This window comes from Streptomyces nodosus (genome assembly GCF_008704995.1).
Taxonomy (GTDB): domain Bacteria; phylum Actinomycetota; class Actinomycetes; order Streptomycetales; family Streptomycetaceae; genus Streptomyces; species Streptomyces nodosus.
Map to the genome: position 1 here is coordinate 1,641,042 of NZ_CP023747.1, position 18,059 is coordinate 1,659,100.

Here is an 18,059-nt window from a genome sequence, read left to right on the forward strand (position 1 = left end):
CATGCATGCGTTGAGGAGGACCAGCCCGCTGCGCCGCGTGGTGCTCACCAGCGCCGCCACGGTCTCCGGGCTGGTGCTGCTGCTGTCGCTGAAGCCGCACTCCGCGCCCGAGGTCGGACCGGCGGTGCCGTCGGGCGGTTCGCACGCGTCCTCCGGCTCGGGGGACGCCGGCGGCTCCGGCAGCGTGACCACGACCGGGACCGTCACCGGGGAACAGGTGCAGACCCGCTATGGGCCCGTCCAGGTCCGTATCACGCTGAGGAACGGCCGGCTCACCGAGGTCACGGCGGTGGCCCTTCCCCGGGACAACCCGAGGGACCGGGAGATCAGCGGCTATGCCGTCCCCCGGCTGACGCGGGAGGCGCTGGCCGCGCAGAGCGCGGAGATCGACACGGTCTCCGGGGCCACCTACACCAGCGAGGGATACCGGCGCTCGCTCCAGTCGGCGCTGGACTCCGCGAGGGGTTGAACGGATGGCCGCCGCGCCGCGTACCTCTGGGGCAAGGGGGCCACTGGCCTCGACCGTCCCACGCAGGACCACGGAGGAAACCGTGTCCACGATCGCCGGTGGCCGCGCGGCGCGGCGCCAGACGATGCGCGCCATACGCCCACGCCGTTCCCCCGCCGTCCCGTTGCTGGCCGCCGTCTGGGCGGGCGCCGCGGGCGTCATCTGGCTGTGGTGGGCGAACACCCCGTCCATCGCCGACGACAGCGGCAGGATCATCAACGCGGGGCGGATCACCGGGCTGCTCGCGGGCTATCTGATGGCGCTGGTCGTCCTTCAGATGGCGCGGGTGCCCGCACTGGAACGCCGGGTCGGCTCCGACCGGGTGGCGCGCTGGCACGCCATGACCGGCCGCTACACCCTCTGCCTGGTCCTCGCCCATCTCGTGCTGACCATGGGGGGCTATGCGCTCCAGGCGGGCCTCGGGTTCGGCGGCATCGTGGGGCAGACCGTCGACTCGGTCGAGCAACTGCCGGACATGGGCAAGGCCGCCGTCGGCACGGGTCTGCTGCTGCTCATAGGGCTGCTGTCGATCGGCCCGGTCCGCCGCCGGATCTCGTACGACTTCTGGTACCACGTCCATCTGCTCACCTACGCGGCCACCTATCTGTCGTTCTGGCACCAGCTGTCCACCGGCAACGAGTTCGCCGGCCGGCCGGAGGCCAGGACCGCCTGGTACGTGCTGTACGGAGCGGTGACCGCGCTGCTGCTCTGGTACCGGGTCCTCACCCCGATCCGGCTGAATCTGCGTCATCGGCTGCGGGTCGAGGCGGTCATCGAGGAGACACCCGGGGTCGTCTCGGTACTGATCACCGGGCGGAAGCTGCACCGGATGGGCGCGGAGGCCGGGCAGTTCTTCCGCTGGCGCTTCCTCGCGCCGGGCATGCGGTTCAGTTCGCATCCGTACTCGCTGTCCGCGGCGCCCCGCCCCCAGATGCTCCGGATCACGGTGAAGGCGATCGGCGACCACAGCTCCGCGCTGCGCGAGCTGACGCCCGGCACCCGGGTGTGGGCGGAGGGCCCGTACGGAGCGCTGACCGCCCACCGGCGTAGCCGCGGCAAGGTGCTGCTGGTGGCCGGCGGTGTGGGCATCACGCCGATGCGGGCGCTGTTCGAGACGCTGCCCGGCGCCTCCGGTGACCTGACGCTGCTGTACCGGGCCAACACCACCCAGGACCTGGCCCTGTGGGACGAACTGGCCCAGATCGCCGAGGAGCGCGGCGCGCGGCTGATGTACGCGGTCAACAGCCCGGACGGGGAACGCCCGGACATCTCGGCGGACACCCTGCGCCGCAAGCTGCCGGACATCGACCGGCACGACGTCTTCATGTGCGGGCCGCCCGGCTTCGCGCAGCAGGTGTACGAGGCACTTCGCGGCGCGGGAGTCCCCGCCCGCCGTATCCATCACGAGTCGTTCGAGATGTGAGCGACGGGAAACAGGAGCTCCAGAAGCGATGAGGAAGAGCCACCCCATCCGGCGTTTTGTGCTGGCCGGCGCCGCCACCGTGTCCGGGATCGTGCTGCTGCTGTCGCTGAAGCCGACGACGGACCCCGCCGCGGCCCAGGCGGCGGGCGACGCCGCGCCGCAGCAGACGTCCGCCGCCCAGGCTCCGCAGGGCGGCAGCGGCCCGGCGGCCGGCGCCCGTACCGTCACCGGTGATGCGGCCCGGACCCCGTACGGCACGGTCCAGGTGCGGCTCACCGTCAGCGACGGGAAGATCACCGGGGCCGAGGCCGTCCAGGCGCCGCAGGGCGGGACCAGCGGTGAGAAGACCGAGCTGGCCGTCCCCCGGCTCAACCGGGCGGTCCTGGACGTACAGAGCGCGGACATCGACACGGTCTCCGGCGCCACGTACACCAGCGAGGGGTACAAGAAGTCCCTGCAGTCGGCCCTCGACCGGGCCGGTGGCTGAGTGACCGCTCGACCCGCCGGCCCCGCCGGGGAACCGGCAGCGCTGCGCCACGCGGAGGAGGTGATGGGCACCGTCGTCTCCTTCGATGTGCGCGGGGGCGAGCCCGAGGCCGTGCGGTCCGCGCTCGAGGAGGCGGTGGCCGGGCTGCATCGCGTGGACGAGGTGTTCAGCACCTACCGGGAGGGGAGCCAGCTGTCCCGGCTCGCCCGTGGTGAGCTGACCGTGGCGGAGTGCGATCCGGAGGTCGCCGAGGTGCTCGCCCTGGGCTCCGAGGCGGAACGGCTCAGCGACGGCTGGTTCAGCACCCGGTACGCGGGGCGGCTGGACCCGACCGGGATCGTCAAGGGCTGGGCCGTCGAGCGGGCAGCCCGGCGGCTGGCGGCGTCCGGGGCGGGCGGGGTGAGTGTCAACGGCGGTGGGGACGTCCAGATGTACGGCGCGCCCGGGCCGCACCGCCCCTGGCGGGTCGGCGTGGCGGATCCGCTGCGTCCGGGCGGGCTGGCGGCGGTGGTCACCGCGGCCGGTGCGGCGGAGCTGGCCGTGGCCACCTCGGGGACCGCGGAGCGCGGCGCGCACATCGTGGACCCGCGCACGGGCCGCTCCGCGGTGACCGACCTGGTGGCCGTGACGGTGGTGGCCCCTCGGCTGACCTGGGCCGACTGCTGGGCCACGGCCGCGTTCGCGATGGGGTCGCGGGAGGGTCTCGCCTGGCTGGAGAGCCTGCCGGACACGGAGGCCCTGCTGATCACGGCGGGCGACGAGGTCCGGTGCACGGGAGGGCTGGCAGCGCTCCTGGGCTGACCCCTCCGGCCCCGCACCCCGCCATCGGTGACCTCCGCACCCCCTCCGCGCCGCCTCGGCCCCGGTCGATCCGGCACGCCCGCCGGCCGCGCCGTCGGCTCAGTGGTTGTTGTTCTGGGCCAGCCGCAGCAGATGGTCCGCCAGCGCCTGGCCTCCGCTCGGCTCCCGGCTGATCAGCAGCAGGGTGTCGTCGCCTGCGATCGTGCCGAGGATGTCGTGCAGTTCCGCCTGGTCGATGGCCGAGGCAAGGAACTGGGCCGCGCCGGGCGGGGTGCGCAGGACCACGAGGTTGGCGGAGGCCTCCGCGGAGATCAGCAGCTCCTGGGACAGACGCCGCATCCGCTCCTCCTTCGCCGACCCGCCCAGCGGTGCGCGCGGGGTGCGGAAGCCGCCCTCGCTGGGGACCGCGTAGATGAGGTCGCCGTCGGTGTTGCGGATCTTCACCGCGTTCAGCTCGTCCAGGTCCCGGGAGAGCGTCGCCTGGGTGACGCTCAGTCCGTCGTCGGCGAGGAGCTTCGCCAACTGGCTCTGGGAGCGCACCGGTTGCCGGTTGAGGATGTCCACGATCCGGCGGTGGCGTGCGGTGCGGGTCTGCGGCACGGCGGGCCCCGTGTGGTCGTGGTCCTGCGCCTGACTCATCGTCGTCTCATTCTCCGGATCGTCCGTCCCCGTCGGTCGCTGCGTCGAGGACGCCGGGCAGCGCCCGGAGGAACTCCGCCACGTCGTCGTCGCCGAGGATCAGCGGAGGCATCAGCCGTACGACGTCCGGGGCGGGAGCGTTCACCAGGAGACCGGCGTCCTGAGCCGCCTGCTGCGCCTGCTGCGCGAGCGGTTCGGTGAGCACGATACCCAGGAGCAGGCCCGAGCCCCGGACGCGGCCGATCAACGGGTGCCCCAGTGACTCGATCCCGTCCCTCAGCTTCTCGCTCTGCCGCTTCACGTTCTCCAGCAGGCCCTCGGCGGCGATGGTGTCCAGCACGGCGAGCCCGGCGGCGCAGGCGACGGGGTTGCCGCCGAAGGTGCTGCCGTGCTGGCCGGGCCTGAGCAGCTCCGCGGCACGGCCGAAGGCGACGGTGGCGCCGAGCGGCAGCCCGCCGCCGAGGCCCTTGGCGAGGGTGACCACATCGGGCAGCACGCCCTCATGCGCCTGGTAAGCGAACCAGTGCCCGGTGCGGCCGACACCGGTCTGGACCTCGTCCAGGACGAGCAGCGCCCCGGTGGCGGCGGTGATCGCGCGGGCCGCCTTGAGATAACCGGCGGGCGGGACGACGACCCCGTTCTCGCCCTGCACGGGCTCGATGATCACCAGGGCGGTCTCCTCGGTGACCGCCGCGGCCAGGGCCTGGGCGTCGCCGTACGGCACATGCGTGATGTCACCGGGCAGCGGCAGGAACGGCTCCTGCTTGCCGGGCTGACCGGTGAGCGCGAGGGCGCCCATGGTGCGGCCGTGGAAGCCGCCCTCGGTGGCGACCATATGGGTGCGCCCGGTCAGCCGGCCGATCTTGAAGGCGCCCTCGTTGGCCTCGGCCCCCGAGTTGCAGAAGTACACCTTGCCGTCCCGGCCGAAGAGCTGGAGCAGCCGTTCGGCGAGGGCGACGGGGGGTTCGGCGACGAACAGGTTGGAGACATGGCCGAGGGAGGCGATCTGCTCGCTGACCGCGGCGACCACGGCGGGGTGGGCGTGGCCGAGGGCGTTGACCGCGATACCGCCGACGAGGTCGAGGTACTCCTTGCCGTCGGCGTCCCACAGCCGGGTGCCGGCACCGCGGACCAGGGGCAGCCGCGGGGTGCCGTAGTTGTTCATGAGCGCGCCCTGCCACCGCCGGGTGAGCTCCTGGTTGGCGGAGCGGTCGGTCATACGGCGTCCCCCTGGTCGGATCCGTCGGGCACGACCATGGTGCCGATGCCCTCGTCGGTGAAGATCTCCAGCAGGATCGAGTGCTGGACCCGGCCGTCGATGACCCGGGCGGTGCGGACGCCGTTGCGCACGGCGAACAGACAGCCCTCCATCTTCGGCACCATGCCCGAGGACAGCTCCGGCAGCAGCTTCTCCAGCTGGGAGGCGGTGAGGCGGCTGATCACCTCGTCGCTGTCGGGCCAGTCCTCGTAGAGGCCCTCGACATCCGTGAGGACCATGAGGGTCTCGGCGCCCAGTGCCGCAGCGAGTGCCGCAGCCGCCGTATCAGCATTGACGTTGTAGACATGTCCGTCGTCCTGGCTCCGGGCGATCGAGGAGACGACCGGGATACGGCCGTCGGCCAGCAGCGCCTCGATGGCGCCCGTGTCGATCCGGGTGATCTCGCCCACCCGCCCGATGTCGACCGGCCGGCCGTCGATCTCGGGCCGGTGCCTGACCGCGGTGATGGTGTGCGCGTCCTCGCCGGTGAGGCCGACGGCGAGCGGGCCGTGCCGGTTGAGCAGGCCGACCAGCTCCCGCTGCACCTGTCCGGCCAGGACCATGCGGACGACGTCCATGGCGTCCTCGCTGGTGACCCTGAGACCCGCCTTGAACTCGCTGGGGATGCCGTGCCGGTCGAGGGCGGCACTGATCTGAGGGCCGCCGCCGTGCACGACTACGGGCCTGAGCCCGGCGTGCCGCAGGAACACGACGTCCTGGGCGAAGGCGGACTTCAGCTCCTCGTCGATCATGGCGTTCCCGCCGAACTTGATGACGACCGTCCTGCCGTGGTGGCGGGTCAGCCAGGGCAGCGCCTCGATGAGGGTCTGGGCCTTGGGCAGGGCGGTGTGCTTGCGGGTCGGGAGCTTCGACTGTTCTGCTGAGTCTTCTGAGTTCTTGACCGTCATAGCCGACTTTCGCGAAGGTCTTGGATCAGCCGCCGGTCGGGCGGTGTGGGCCTTGGAGGCACCTTAGGTCCCGTACCGGGCCGTTCCGGGTCATCCCGGAACGGCCCGTGGGCCGGTCAGGAGCTGTACGCGCTGTTCTCGTGGACGTAGTCGGCGGTCAGGTCATTGGTCCAGATGGTCGCCTCGGCGTCGCCCGCGGCCAGGTCCGCCACGATGTGGACCTCGCGGTAGCGCATGTCCACCCGCTCGCGGTCCTCGCCCACCGAGCCGTTCTTGCAGACCCAGACTCCGTTGATGGCGACATTGAGCCGGTCGGGCTCGAAGACGGCCCGGGTGGTGCCGATCGCCGACAGGACACGGCCCCAGTTGGGGTCCTCTCCGTGGATCGCGCACTTGAGGAGGTTGTTGCGGGCGACGGCGCGGCCCACCTCGACGGCGTCGTCCTCGGTCGCGGCGCCCACCACCTCGACCTTGATGTCCTTGCTGGCGCCCTCGGCGTCGCCGATGAGCTGGCGGCCCAGGTCGTCGCAGACGGCGCGGACGGCCTCGGCGAACTCCTCGTACTCCGGCACGGCCCCGGACGCCCCGGAGGCGAGCAGGAGCACGGTGTCGTTGGTGGACATACAGCCGTCGGAGTCCACACGGTCGAAGGTGACCCGGGTGGCGGCGCGCAGGGCCCGGTCCAGGGTCTCGCCGTCGAGATCGGCGTCGGTGGTCAGCACGACCAGCATGGTGGCCAGGCCGGGCGCGAGCATGCCGGCGCCCTTGGCCATGCCTCCGACGGTCCAGCCCCCGGACTCCGAGCTCACCACGGAGGTCTTGTGGACGGTGTCGGTGGTCTTGATGGCGAGGGCGGCCTTCTCACCGCCGTGCTCGGACAGCTGGGCGGCGGCCGTCTCGATCCCGGGCAGCAGCTTGTCCATCGGGAGGAGCACGCCGATGAGGCCGGTGGAGCAGACGGCGACCTCGATGGGGCCCCGGCCCAGCACCTCGGCGGCCTTCTCCGCGGTGGCGTGCGTGTCCTGGAAGCCCTTGGGGCCGGTGCAGGCGTTGGCGCCGCCGGAGTTGAGGACGACCGCGGAGATCTGGCCGGCCTTGAGGGCCTGCTCGGACCACAGCACCGGTGCGGCCTTCACACGGTTGGAGGTGAAGACGCCGGCGGCGGCGCGGCGGGGCCCGTCGTTGACCACGAGGGCCAGGTCCGGGTTGCCGTTCTCCTTGATCCCGGCGGCGATGCCCGCCGCCCTGAATCCCTTGGCTGCCGTGACGCTCACGGTGCGACTCCGATCGTGGAAAGGCCGGTGGTCTCGTCGAGACCCAGGGCGATGTTCATGCTCTGGACGGCACCGCCCGCGGTGCCCTTGGTCAGGTTGTCGATGGCGCTGATCGCGATGATCCGGTGCGCGGCGGCGTCGTACGCGACCTGCAGCTGAACGGCGTTGGAACCGTGGACGGACGCGGTGGCGGGCCACTGCCCCTCGGGGAGGAGGTGCACGAAGGGCTCGTCCGCGAAGGCCTTCTCATAGGCGGCGCGCAGCGACTCGGCGGTGCCCCCGGGCCTGGCCTTGGCCGTGCAGGTGGCGAGGATGCCCCGGGACATGGGGGCGAGGGTGGGGGTGAAGGACACGGAGACGGGCTCACCGGCGGCCGCGCCGAGGTTCTGGATCATCTCGGGGGTGTGCCGGTGGACGCCGCCGACGCCGTACGGGGACATGGAGCCCATGACCTCGCTGCCGAGCAGATGCGGCTTGGGTGCCTTGCCGGCGCCGGAGGTGCCGGAGGCGGCGACGACCACGGCCTCGTGCTCGGCGAGCCCGGCGGCATAGGCGGGGAAGAGCGCGAGCGAGACGGCGGTCGGATAGCAACCGGGCACCGCGATGCGCTTGGACCCCTCCAGCGCGGCACGGGCACCCGGCAGTTCGGGGAGGCCGTAGGGCCAGGTCCCGGCGTGCGGCGAGCCGTAGAACCGCTCCCAGTCGGCCGGGTCCTTCAGCCGGAAGTCGGCCCCCATGTCGATCACCAGCACCTCGGGACCGAGCTGCTCGGCCACGGCGGCGGACTGCCCGTGGGGCAGGGCGAGAAAGACGACGTCGTGTCCGGCGAGGACCGCGGGGGCAGTCTCCTCCAGCACCCGGTCGGCCAGGGGCAGCAGATGCGGCTGAAGCGCGCCGAGCCGCTGTCCGGCGTTGGAGTTCCCGGTCAGGGCGCCGATCTCGACCCCGGGGTGCGTCAGAAGCAGACGCAGCAGCTCTCCGCCCGCATACCCGCTCGCTCCGGCCACCGCCGCACGTACAGTCATGAACCCTCCTCTAGATGGCATGACTATACGTAACGCTGCACGTTTATGCAATCTATTCCGCCGTCTGTGTGATCATGGCGCGGCAGGGTGATCCACCCGGGGCGGGCCCGGGAAGAGGAGCCGGCCACCGCGGGAACAGGGCGCGCCGACCGGGTGGGCGCGGGCGGTGGGACCGAAGGGACGACGACGATGGGCGAATGGTGGCCCGTGAGGGATGTGCGGGCCCATCTCGCCGGGCGCTGGCGCGTGGAGCGGACGGTGCGCGACCTGGCGAGCGGAGAGACCGGGCACTTCAGCGGGACGACCGTGTTCTCACCCCTGGCGGACGGCCGTGAGGGGCTGCTGCACCAGGAGTCGGGCACGTTCGTCTGGCGGGGCACGCCGCGTCCCGCCGAGCGCACCCTGTGGTTCCTCACGGGCCCGGCACCCGGAACGGCGGAGGTGCGGTTCACCGACGGGCGCTTCTTCCACGACCTCGATCTCACCACCGGCCGCCATGTCGCCGACCATCCGTGCGCCGCGGACCTCTACCGGGGCGAGTTCACCGTCCACGACGCGGACCACTGGCGCACGGTGTGGCGGGTGAGGGGTCCCGCGAAGGACCTGGTCCTGACCACGGACTACACCCGTGAGCGCGAGGGCGGCTGAGGACGTTCCGATCAGGCGGCCGGCGCGGTCTCCAGGCGGAGGTTCCAGTGTCCGCCCCGCCCGGCGAGCGTGAGTGTGGACAGCGGGGGGACGTCGATGTTCCAGTAGGCCGACGGCTGCACGTTCAGCGCGTACACCAGCGCGGCCCGCATCACCGACGGTTCCGCCACCGCGACGACCCGACCGCCGTCGTCCACGGGGCGGGTGTCCAGCCAGCCGCCCACCCGGGAGATGAACGACAGCAGCGACTCCCCGCCGTGCGGCGCGGAGCGCGGATCGGAGATCCAGGCGTCCACCGCCGAAGGCTCCCGGGCCATCGCCTCGCCCAGCGTGAACCCGCGCCAGCGGCCCATGTCGCAGTCCCGCAGCGCGGGCTGCACCAGTGGTGCGTAGCCGAGCGCGTTCCCGGTCGCCCGGCTCCGCGGGGTCGGCGAACAGTAGCGCAGCTCGGCTGCCGCCAGCGGTACCAGTCCCCCGGCGACGCGCTGCACCTCGTACCATCCGGCCTGGTCCAGCGGGCGGTCGTCCTCGAAGCGCTCGGCCAGCAGCGAGGAACTGCGCGCTGCCGCGACGAACGTGACCCGAAGATGCATGCGGCGATCGTGCGGCGTGCCGGTGTACGGGTCAAGATGTGCGCTCAGGAGTTTCCGGTGGTGTCCGAGAGTTCACGCGGGGCCCGTGTGCCCGTCGCCCGCGGCCGGGAGAAGCGCGGTGCCCGGCCGCCGGAGCACCTCCTCACAGGCCGTGCGCAGTCGTCGTACGCCCTCGGTGATCTCCCCGGTGCCCGCGACCGCGGCGAAGCTGAGGCGCAGCTGGGCGGCGGGGGGCTCGGCGCTGAAGTAGGGGCGGCCCGGGGCGACCGCCACACCGGCCCGCAGGGCGCCCGCGACCAGGGCGGACTCGTCGGTGCCGTCGGGCAGCCGCACCCAGAGGTGGTAGCCGCCGGAGGGGACGTGCGGCAGGGTGAGATCGCCCGGCCCGGAGCGGAGGGCCCCGGCCATGGTCTCGCGGCGGTGCCTCAACTCGGCGGAGACGGCCCGTAGATGGCGCGGCCAGGCGGGCGAGCCGACGAGTTCCAGCGCGGCCTCCTGGAGGGGAAGCGGTACGAAGAAGGTGTCCACGACCTGGATGGCGCGCAGCCGCTCGAGCACCGGGCCCCGGGCGGCCAGGGCGCCGACCCGGAAGCTGGGCGAGGTGGCCTTGGTGAGCGAGCTGACATGCACGACCACACCGTCGGGGTCCTCGGCCGCGAGCGGAGGCGGCAGCGGGCCCGCGTCCTCGTGCGCCAGGCGCCGTACGAAGTCGTCCTCGATCACGAACGCCCCGGCGTCGCGCGCGATGCGCAGCACCTCGGGCCGGCGCTCGGGGGCGAGGACGGCACCGGTCGGGTTCTGGAAGAGCGGCTGGCAGACGACGGCCCGGGCGCCGCTCGCCCGGAAGGCGTCGGCGAGCAGCGCGGGTTTCAGCCCGTCCGCGTCCACCGGGACGGGCACCGGCCGCAGGCCCGCCGCCCGGGCGATCGCCAGCATGCCCGGGTAGGTGGGGGACTCGACCAGAACCGGGGCGCCCGGCGGCGCCAGCGCCCGCAGTGCCGTGGTGAGCGCCGACTGGCCGCCCGCCGTGATCAGCACATCGGCCGCGGTGACCGCGCCGCCGATGCCGCGCGCGAACCACTCGCGCAGCTCGGCGCTGCCCTCGACGGGCGGCCGGGCCCATACGCCGGGCCGGCGGCCGGCCCGGGTCAGGGCCGCGCCCATCGCCCGCTCGGGCTGGAGCGAGGGATGCAGATAGCCGCCGTTGAACTCGATGACACCGGCGGGCGGGGAGGCGAGGGAGGCCAGCACCCCCGAGGCGTCGACGCTGCGCGGGACGAGTTCGGCGGAGGAGTCGGCGCTGAGCGCGACCTCCTGCCAGTCGGTGTCGCCCACCGTCCGCGCGCCGGTACGCGGTGCGGCCCGGAAGGCGCCCGCCCCCGGCCGGGTCACCAGCAGGCCCTCGGCCGCCAGCCGGGCCAGCGCCCGCGACACGGTCACCGGGCTCACCCGGAACCGCTCGACGAGGGCACGACTGGACGGCAGCTTCTCTCCGGGAGAGTAGCGGTTCAGCTCCGCCCGCAGCCTGTCCGCCAATTCACCCACACTGCTACGCTCGTGCATGAGAGCAGAGAATAGCGCTACCGCAGAAACGTCGATAGCGGTGCACCCGGCGCCCGGTACCGCCGACGGGGCGGACACCTCGGTCCCGGGCGGTCCGGCCCCGGCCGCGACGCCCCTCCGCCGCGCCGGCACCCTGCAAGCCGCCCTCGGGGTCGTCGCCTTCTCCCTCACCTTTCCCGCCACCGCCTGGGGCCTGGAGGGCTTCGGCCCCTGGTCCCTGGTGGCGGTCCGCAGTGTGCTGGCCGCGGTCGTCGCCGGTGGCGCACTGCTGGCGCTGCGGGTTCCCCCGCCCCCGCGCCGGCACTGGGCGGGGCTCGCCGTGGTGGCGGCCGGGGTGGTGGTCGGCTTCCCGCTGCTGACCACCCTCGCGCTGCGCACCTCGACCACCGCGCACGCCGCCGTGGTCGTCGGGCTGCTCCCCCTGACCACCGCGCTGTTCTCGGCGCTGCGCATGGGCACCCGGCCCTCCCGGACCTTCTGGGTGGCCGCGCTCCTCGGCGCCGCCGCCGTCGCCGCGTTCACCGTGCGGCAGAGCGGCGGGGCGCTGACCGGAGCGGACGCCTATCTCTTCGGCGCGCTGCTGATCTGCGCGGCGGGCTACACCGAGGGCGGCCGGCTGGCCCGGGTGATGCCCGGCTGGCAGGTGATCGGCTGGGCGCTGATGCTGTGCCTTCCGGTGGCCGTGCCCGGCGCGCTCGTCGCCCTGGCGTACGAGCCGCCGCACCTCACGGCGCACGCGGTGGCCGGGCTGCTGTGGGTGGCGGTCGGCTCGCAGTTCCTCGGGCTGGTGGTCTGGTACCGGGGCATGGCCGCCGTCGGCATACCGCGGGCCAGCCAGTTGCAACTGGCGCAACCACTGCTCACACTGGTGTGGTCGGTACTGCTCCTCGGCGAGCACCTCACCCCGGCAGCGCCGCTCACGGCCGCCGCGGTGCTGGTCTGCATCGCGGTCACCCAGCGGGCGCGGAGCTGACCGAGGCAGGGTGCACGGGCCGGGTCGACCGGCGCACCCGGGCCGTGGGCCCGCGGGTCACGGCCCGACCATCCGCACGTGACGAGGAGGCCCGTCAGATGCGTGCAACCGTGGGCGACAAGCTGGTACAGCACGGCAGGATCGTCGGACAGCACGACAAGATCGGTGAGATCGTCGAAGTGATGGGCACCGACGGCAACCCGCCGTACCGGGTCCGCTTCCAGGACGGGCACGAAGGTGTCTGCTCACCGGGTCCCGACACCGAGATCCGCCACAAGGAGATCAGCCGGCAGACCGGACGGTAGACCGGGCGGCAGCGTTTCAGCGCGGGGGCCTGGCCGGCTGCGTGTAGTGGTCGGCGGCCACCCGCGCCATCGCGCCGGTCCTGTCCTGGGCGATGTCCTTCGCCGCGAAGAAGACATGACCACGCACCTGGGGGTAGCGCCCGGCCAGGGTGAGATGCCGGGAGAGTTCCGCCGGGTCCCGCCAGGCCGCCGGCTGCGCGGGGTCTCCTGCCTTGTACAGCGCCTCGCCGGCGTAGAGCCGTACGTTCGTCCCCTGGGCGACCTGCGCCCACCAGCGCACCAGCTCCGCGTAGTCGGCCGGGGCGTAGCCGATGTTCCAGTAGAGCTGTGGGCAGATGTAGTCCAGCCACCCGGACCTCACCCAGGTCCGGGTGTCCGCGTAGAGGTCGTCGTAGGTCTGCACCCCGGCCCGGGTGGCCGAGCCCCGGGCGTCGGTGGCGGCGTTGCGCCACACCCCGAAGGGGCTGATCCCGAAGCGCGCGGCGGGCCGGATCCGCCGGATACGGGCGGCGGTCTCCCGCACCAGCAGGTCGATGTTGTTGCGGCGCCAGGCGGCCCGGCCGGTGAAGCCGCCCCCGTGGGCCGCATAGGCCCGGTCGTCGTCGAAGAGCTGTCCCGCGACGGGATAGGGATAGAAGTAGTCGTCGAAGTGCAGACCGTCGACCGGATAGCGGACCACCGTGTCCAGGATCGCGTCCTCCACGAAGGCGCGGACCTCGGGCAGTCCCGGGTTGTAGTACAGCTTCCCGCCGTGGGCGACGACCCAGTCGGGGTGTCTGCGGGCGGGGTGCGAGGCGACCAGCCGCGAGAGATCGGTGTGGGAGGCGACCCGGTAGGGGTTGCACCAGGCGTGCAGTTCGAGTCCGCGCGCATGGGCCTCCGCCACGGCCGTGCCCAGCGGGTCCCAGCCGGGGTCCTTGCCCTGGACGCCGGTGAGCCACTGGGACCACGGCTCGTACGTCGAGGGCCACAGCGCGTCGGCCGAGGGGCGGGCCTGGAAGAAGACGGTGTTCAGACCGTGCCGTACCGCCGTGTCCAGGAGGCCGCGCAGCTCGGAGCGCTGCACGGCTGGGGTCAGTCCCGGCCGGGAGGGCCAGTCGCGGTTGAACACGGTCGCCAGCCAGGTCCCCCGCATCTCCTCGGCCGTGCTCCGTCGCCGCGGCGCGGCCGCCGCTCCCGTGGTAAGGGCCGTCAGCGCGGCCATCGTGAACGTCCGACGTGAGACCCGGCCCATCTGCCTGCCCTCGTACGCTGCGGATCCGCGCCGTCACGGATCGTTCTCGCGGCCCCCAGCATGCCCCCACCCGAACGATCGATCGTGGAAACCTGGGGGTAACGTGCACGATCGGAGCAGGCGACCGGAACCCGAACGGACCTGCGTCGGCGTAGTACAGCGAAGGGGACGATGTGACCGACATCGAACGCGTCGGAGTGGTGGGCTGCGGCCAGATGGGAGCGGGCATCGCCGAGGTCTGCGCCCGCGCCGGACTGGATGTCAAGGTCGCCGAGACCACCGGCGAGGCGCTGGAGATCGGGCGGACCCGGCTGTTCAACTCCCTGTCCAAGGCGGCCGAGCGCGGCAAGATCTCCGAGGAGGAGAGGGACGCGACGCAGGCGCGTCTGTCCTTCACCACCGACCTCGGCGAGCTCGCGGACCGCGATCTGGTGATCGAGGCGGTCGTCGAGAACGAGCAGGTGAAGACGGAGATCTTCCAGGTCCTCGACCAGGTGGTGACCCGCCCGGACGCGATCCTCGCATCCAACACCTCCTCGATCCCGCTGGTGAAGCTGGCGGTCGCCACCGCACGGCCGGACCATGTGGTCGGCATCCACTTCTTCAACCCGGCCCCGGTGCAGAAGCTGGTCGAGCTGATCCCCGCGCTCACCACCTCCGAGGCCACCCTCGCCCGGGCCCAGGCGTTCGCCGAGAAGGTCCTCGGCAAGCACGCGATCCGCGCCCAGGACCGCTCCGGCTTCGTGGTCAACGCCCTGCTGGTGCCCTATCTGCTGTCCGCCGTCCGGATGTTCGAGTCGGGCATCGCGGGCCGCGAGGACATCGACAACGGCATGGAACTGGGCTGCGCCCACCCGATGGGCCCGCTCAGGCTCTCCGACCTCATCGGCCTGGACACCATCGTGTCGATCGCCGACTCGATGTACCAGGAGTACAAGGAGCCCCTCTACGCCGCTCCCCCGCTCCTCCAGCGCATGGTCGAGGCGGGCCGGCTGGGGCGCAAGACGGGGTCGGGGTTCTACACCTACGCCTGAGCCGTCCGACGGGAGGGGATCCCCACGGGACCCGGCCGCACGGCGGCCGGTCCGGTCACGGACCGTCAATATCAGGCCACCGCGGGCCCGGCGCCGATCACGGAGCCGGGCCCGCGGTATTCACACACCGTGTGCGCGGCGGACACGCATATGCCGTTCGCACACGCTCCCCCCGCGCCCACCAGGCGAGTTGACTCTCCCTGCACAGAGCAAGGGATGTGACGACTACGGAAAGGAGCGGACCCGTGACCGCCGACCCCGAGCATCTCGTGGTCCATGGAGAAGTCGCAGAGTTACGCCGTCGCCTCGATGTGGCACATGCCCGCGTCGAGGGAGGGCTGGCCCTGCTCAGTCATCGCGCCGAGGAGACCGCCAAGGATCTCGACGAACTGACCGTCAGGGTCGTCGCCCTGGAGCACACGCGCTGGCCGCTGCCCGCGGTCGCCGCCCTCACGGCCGTGGGCGCACTCGTCGTGACGATCTGGCAGGCGCTGGGGCACTAGTGCCGCGGCTGGCAACGTTTGCCCGTGAAGGAGCGGCGTCCGGTGCGTGCTCTCGGTGTGCCGGCCGGAAGCCCTCGTACTGGACGTACTTGGGCTTGCGGCCGGTGCGGCGAGAGTGCGTGCTGGACGCCGCGACGGGGCGAACGTTGCCTGCCGGGGCACTAGACCGGCAGGCGATGCCCCGCCCTCGCCACACGGTGGGAGGCTCAGCGCGGGGTGTCCTGTCCGAGCCTGAGATGGTGCAGGAGGAGCAGCGCGGCCGCCATGTTCGCGGCCGGGACCTCCCCGCGGGCGACCAGGTCGGGGACGACTTTGAGGGGAACCCATTCCCTGCGGTCGGACTCGAAGTCGTCCACGGGGTGTCCGATGTACTCGCCCTCGTCGGCCCAGTAGATGTGGTGCCGGGCGTCGGTGAGCCCGTTGGAGGGCTCAACGCTCATGAGATGGCGCAGAGGTCCCGGCCGCCAGCCGGTCTCCTCCTCCAGTTCGCGGGCCGCGGCGTCGACGATGTCCTCGCCGTCCTCGACGACGCCCGCGGCCAGTTCCCACCCCCAGCTGTCGGTGATGAAACGGTGCCGCCACAGCAGCAGCACCTCCTGGGCCTCGTTGACGACGGTGGCCACGGCGACGGGCCGCAGCCGTATGAGGAAGTGGTCGAGGTGCCGGCCGTCCGGGAGCTCGACATCCGCCAGATTGACGCTGAACCAGCGGTTTTCATAGACGGTTTGTTCGTTCTGTTTCGTCCATTGCACGGTTCTGCCACCTTCCGCCGAGTAAGTGGCAATATCGCAGCACGAACGCCCTCTCAGCAGGCTCACGGCGGCGCATCCCGGGCGCAGCGGCGGGCGCAGTCGTCCACCTCGGCGCGGCAGTGGGGACGTTCGGCGTGGTGGGGCCGTGTCTACAGCGGTACGCGCAGTGCCCCGTCGATGAGTTCGGCCGCCCGGGCCGTTCCGGCGCAGCCGCTGCGGGCGAGATGTTCGCGCACCGCCCGCAGCCGGTCGCGCAGCCGCATGGACTCCATGCCCCGCGCCCGCTCCGCCATCTCGACCGCGGTGGCCGTCGCCTTGTCGGCGTCGCCCTGGCGCAGTTCGATCTGACTGAGGATGGCGAGCCGGTGCACCCGGCCGCGGTCGTGGGCGGGGGTGTCGACGGCGGCCACGGCGTGCTCCCCGGCCGCCTCCAGGTCGCCGAGGCTGAGCAGCGCCTCCGCGACCTGGACGTTGACCAGGCCGGGCTGGACATAGCCGGTCTCATCGGGCTCGCTGCCGCGCCGGATGCGTTCGGCGGCGGCCTCGGCCCGCCCGATGCAGGACAACGCCCCGGTGGCGTCCCCGAGATGGGCGTACGCCTTCGCCTGCATCGCATACAGATCGGAGGCGAGCGCGGGGGTGATCTGCCGGCCCGCGGTGCGCAGCGCGGCCTCGGCGAAGGCGACGGCCTGCCGGTACTCCTTCATGAACAGCGACTGGTTGACCAGCAGCGCTATCACATAGGCGCCGAGACCCCGGTCGCCGCTGGCCTTGGCCAGGCGCAGGGCCTGGTGGAAATAGCGCTGGGCGAGGCCATGGGCGTCCGAGTCATAGGCACAGATGCCGGCGATGGCCACCAGACCGCCGGTGGCGCGGTGCAGCTGCCGGCCCGTGGCATCGGTGTAGCCGCCGCGCAGCAGGGGCGCCGTCTCGGCGTTGAGGAAGCCGACCACCCGGCTGCGGGTCGCGATGCCCCCGGCCTTGCGGTACATCTGCTCGTAGTGGGCGCGGGCGGCGCGCTGCGTCTCGATGTCGGCCGGGGTGACCCGGTGCCGGCCGCCGCGCGAGACGTCCATGTCCTCGGGCGGGTTCTCCCACTCCCATACCGGCATCACGGCGGGCGTGCCGGTGACGGCGGGGGCGTCCAGGACATGGGGGCGCTGCTGTTCGTCGGAGCGCCACAGGGCCGTGGCCCGTTCGACGAAACCGGAGAGGCCGGAGCCGTGCGGGGCGGCGGGCTCGCCGGGGACCCCGAGGCCGATGTCGTCGAGCGTCACCGGGCGGTGCAGCCGGGCGGCGAGCACCTCGCAGATCAGATCGGGCACCTGGCCGCGCGGGCGCTGGCCCTTCAGCCAACGCGCCACCGCGGTGTGCTCGTACCGGAGCCCCAGGCCTCGGGCCCGCCCCGCCTGGTTGACGTGCGCGGCCAGACCCGCGTGGGAGATCCCCGCCTCGTCGAGTATCGCGTCGAGCAGAGTATTGGGCTGCATCGGTGGCCCCCCGGATGACTCGGTGCCCGACAGCGTAGTGCGTACGCCTTCACACGGGGTGTGAACGGAGTGCCCGCATCCGGGCGGTGCGTGCGCTGTCGTGGGGGGTTTCCGGCCGCTTGACTGACATCCCTCGCAAGAGGGCGGCCGGGCCGCCGGCTCCCCCTCGTACCGTACGGCGGCCCGATCCCACGCCGTCCGCCCCACCTGCCTGCCCGACACTCCACGGTGGGGCGAACGGCGTGACCGCGGCCCGCGCCTCGCGTACGGCGGGCACGGGCAGGCCGAGCCGTCTGCACCGGGCGCCCCCCGCCTCGGGGAACCGCGCGGCACGGCGCCCCTGGCCAGATCCCGCGCCGGCGGCCGGTGACGCGCCGCCCCGTGCGTTCCCGGGAACCGCGCCCCCGGTGCCCACACCTCGGAACGCCGGACCGCGGCCCTGACAGCACGGAACCGGCCCGTGGAGTCAGGGTTCAGGACTCCACGGGCCGGTTCCGGTTCTTCGACTGCCACCGCTTCTCGGCCCCTCCGGCGCGGCCCGCCGCGGCGAGCCGCGTTCGTCCGGCCGGGGGCGGCGTCCGGTGCTTCCCGAGCGCTTCGGGCAAGGGGGTTCCCTTGCCCGAAGCGTCACACCGGGTGCC

Annotated in this window: 19 protein-coding genes; 9 read left to right on the top strand and 10 right to left on the bottom strand. The window is 72.8% G+C overall.

Translation table 11 applies throughout. From position 1 onward, the window contains the following. Position 1 precedes the first annotated feature (1 nt). The 4 genes from CP978_RS07450 to CP978_RS07465 all read left to right on the top strand — a co-directional run bounded on the left by CP978_RS07450 (position 2) and on the right by CP978_RS07465 (position 3,219). Positions 2-469 (top strand): FMN-binding protein, encoded by a 468-nt coding sequence (locus CP978_RS07450; protein WP_043438662.1) that lies wholly within the window; start codon positions 2-4, stop codon positions 467-469. 124 nt (positions 470-593) lie between these two features. Continuing rightward, positions 594-1,931: a ferredoxin reductase family protein gene (locus tag CP978_RS07455; protein ID WP_052454541.1), complete on the top strand. Its 1,338-nt coding sequence runs from the start codon at positions 594-596 to the stop codon at positions 1,929-1,931. 28 nt (positions 1,932-1,959) lie between these two features. Next, the gene (locus CP978_RS07460; protein ID WP_043438664.1) at positions 1,960-2,418 is read left to right on the top strand and encodes an FMN-binding protein; all 459 of its coding nucleotides are present in this window, start codon (positions 1,960-1,962) and stop codon (positions 2,416-2,418) included. A gap of 63 nt (positions 2,419-2,481) precedes the next feature. Then, positions 2,482-3,219 carry an FAD:protein FMN transferase gene (locus CP978_RS07465; protein ID WP_043438665.1) on the top strand — a complete coding sequence of 246 codons (738 nt, stop codon included), beginning with the start codon at positions 2,482-2,484 and terminating at the stop codon, positions 3,217-3,219. A 99-nt stretch (positions 3,220-3,318) separates the two neighbouring features. Here CP978_RS07465 and CP978_RS07470 read toward each other — a convergent pair whose 3' ends face one another. The 5 genes from CP978_RS07470 to argC form a co-directional block, all read right to left on the bottom strand. Continuing rightward, a complete protein-coding gene (locus CP978_RS07470) occupies positions 3,319-3,858 on the bottom strand; it encodes an arginine repressor (RefSeq protein ID WP_043438667.1) in 540 nt (179 codons plus the stop codon). A gap of 7 nt (positions 3,859-3,865) precedes the next feature. Next, the gene (locus CP978_RS07475; RefSeq protein WP_043438670.1) at positions 3,866-5,077 is read right to left on the bottom strand and encodes an acetylornithine transaminase; all 1,212 of its coding nucleotides are present in this window, start codon (positions 5,075-5,077) and stop codon (positions 3,866-3,868) included. Beyond that, positions 5,074-6,024, bottom strand: a complete 951-nt coding sequence (argB, locus tag CP978_RS07480; protein ID WP_052454052.1) for an acetylglutamate kinase — start codon at positions 6,022-6,024, stop codon at positions 5,074-5,076. The genes CP978_RS07475 and argB overlap by 4 nt, the downstream gene beginning before the upstream one ends. A gap of 116 nt (positions 6,025-6,140) precedes the next feature. Beyond that, positions 6,141-7,298: a bifunctional glutamate N-acetyltransferase/amino-acid acetyltransferase ArgJ gene (gene argJ / locus CP978_RS07485; protein WP_043438671.1), complete on the bottom strand. Its 1,158-nt coding sequence runs from the start codon at positions 7,296-7,298 to the stop codon at positions 6,141-6,143. Next, positions 7,295-8,323, bottom strand: a complete 1,029-nt coding sequence (gene argC, locus CP978_RS07490; RefSeq protein WP_043438674.1) for an N-acetyl-gamma-glutamyl-phosphate reductase — start codon at positions 8,321-8,323, stop codon at positions 7,295-7,297. The genes argJ and argC overlap by 4 nt, the downstream gene beginning before the upstream one ends. Before the next feature lie 189 nt (positions 8,324-8,512). Between argC and CP978_RS07495 the strand changes: the two genes are divergently transcribed. After that, on the top strand, positions 8,513-8,971 hold the full coding sequence (locus CP978_RS07495; protein ID WP_043438675.1) for a DUF6314 family protein: 459 nt from the start codon (positions 8,513-8,515) through the stop codon (positions 8,969-8,971). Between the two features lie 11 nt (positions 8,972-8,982). Here the strand turns inward: CP978_RS07495 and CP978_RS07500 are convergent, their stop codons facing one another. Both CP978_RS07500 and CP978_RS07505 read right to left on the bottom strand, forming a co-directional pair. After that, positions 8,983-9,564 (bottom strand): histidine phosphatase family protein, encoded by a 582-nt coding sequence (locus tag CP978_RS07500; protein WP_043438676.1) that lies wholly within the window; start codon positions 9,562-9,564, stop codon positions 8,983-8,985. Between the two features lie 72 nt (positions 9,565-9,636). Then, positions 9,637-11,127 (bottom strand): aminotransferase-like domain-containing protein, encoded by a 1,491-nt coding sequence (locus tag CP978_RS07505; protein ID WP_052454053.1) that lies wholly within the window; start codon positions 11,125-11,127, stop codon positions 9,637-9,639. Here CP978_RS07505 and CP978_RS07510 point away from each other — a divergent pair. Next, complete coding sequence (locus CP978_RS07510; protein ID WP_043438677.1) at positions 11,126-12,100, top strand: DMT family transporter; 975 nt, start codon at positions 11,126-11,128, stop codon at positions 12,098-12,100. The two genes, CP978_RS07505 and CP978_RS07510, sit on opposite strands and share 2 nt — an antisense overlap. 98 nt (positions 12,101-12,198) lie before the next feature. Beyond that, positions 12,199-12,405 (top strand): DUF1918 domain-containing protein, encoded by a 207-nt coding sequence (locus CP978_RS07515; protein WP_043438679.1) that lies wholly within the window; start codon positions 12,199-12,201, stop codon positions 12,403-12,405. A 16-nt stretch (positions 12,406-12,421) separates the two neighbouring features. Here CP978_RS07515 and CP978_RS07520 read toward each other — a convergent pair whose 3' ends face one another. Beyond that, positions 12,422-13,609 (bottom strand): glycoside hydrolase family 10-like protein, encoded by a 1,188-nt coding sequence (locus CP978_RS07520; protein WP_227745336.1) that lies wholly within the window; start codon positions 13,607-13,609, stop codon positions 12,422-12,424. 203 nt (positions 13,610-13,812) lie between these two features. On the opposite strand from CP978_RS07520, the gene CP978_RS07525 reads away from it, so the two are divergent. Further along, positions 13,813-14,673: a 3-hydroxybutyryl-CoA dehydrogenase gene (locus tag CP978_RS07525; RefSeq protein ID WP_043438681.1), complete on the top strand. Its 861-nt coding sequence runs from the start codon at positions 13,813-13,815 to the stop codon at positions 14,671-14,673. 245 nt (positions 14,674-14,918) lie between these two features. Continuing rightward, entirely contained in the window at positions 14,919-15,176 is a 258-nt protein-coding gene (locus tag CP978_RS07530; RefSeq protein WP_043438682.1) for a hypothetical protein, read from the top strand. 206 nt (positions 15,177-15,382) lie between these two features. Here CP978_RS07530 and CP978_RS07540 read toward each other — a convergent pair whose 3' ends face one another. Both CP978_RS07540 and CP978_RS07545 read right to left on the bottom strand, forming a co-directional pair. Next, positions 15,383-15,928, bottom strand: coding sequence for an NUDIX hydrolase (locus tag CP978_RS07540; protein WP_043438684.1), 546 nt, complete (start codon positions 15,926-15,928; stop codon positions 15,383-15,385). A gap of 149 nt (positions 15,929-16,077) precedes the next feature. Beyond that, positions 16,078-17,418, bottom strand: coding sequence for an NsdA family TPR-like regulatory protein (locus CP978_RS07545; protein WP_043438687.1), 1,341 nt, complete (start codon positions 17,416-17,418; stop codon positions 16,078-16,080). Positions 17,419-18,059 lie beyond the last annotated feature (641 nt).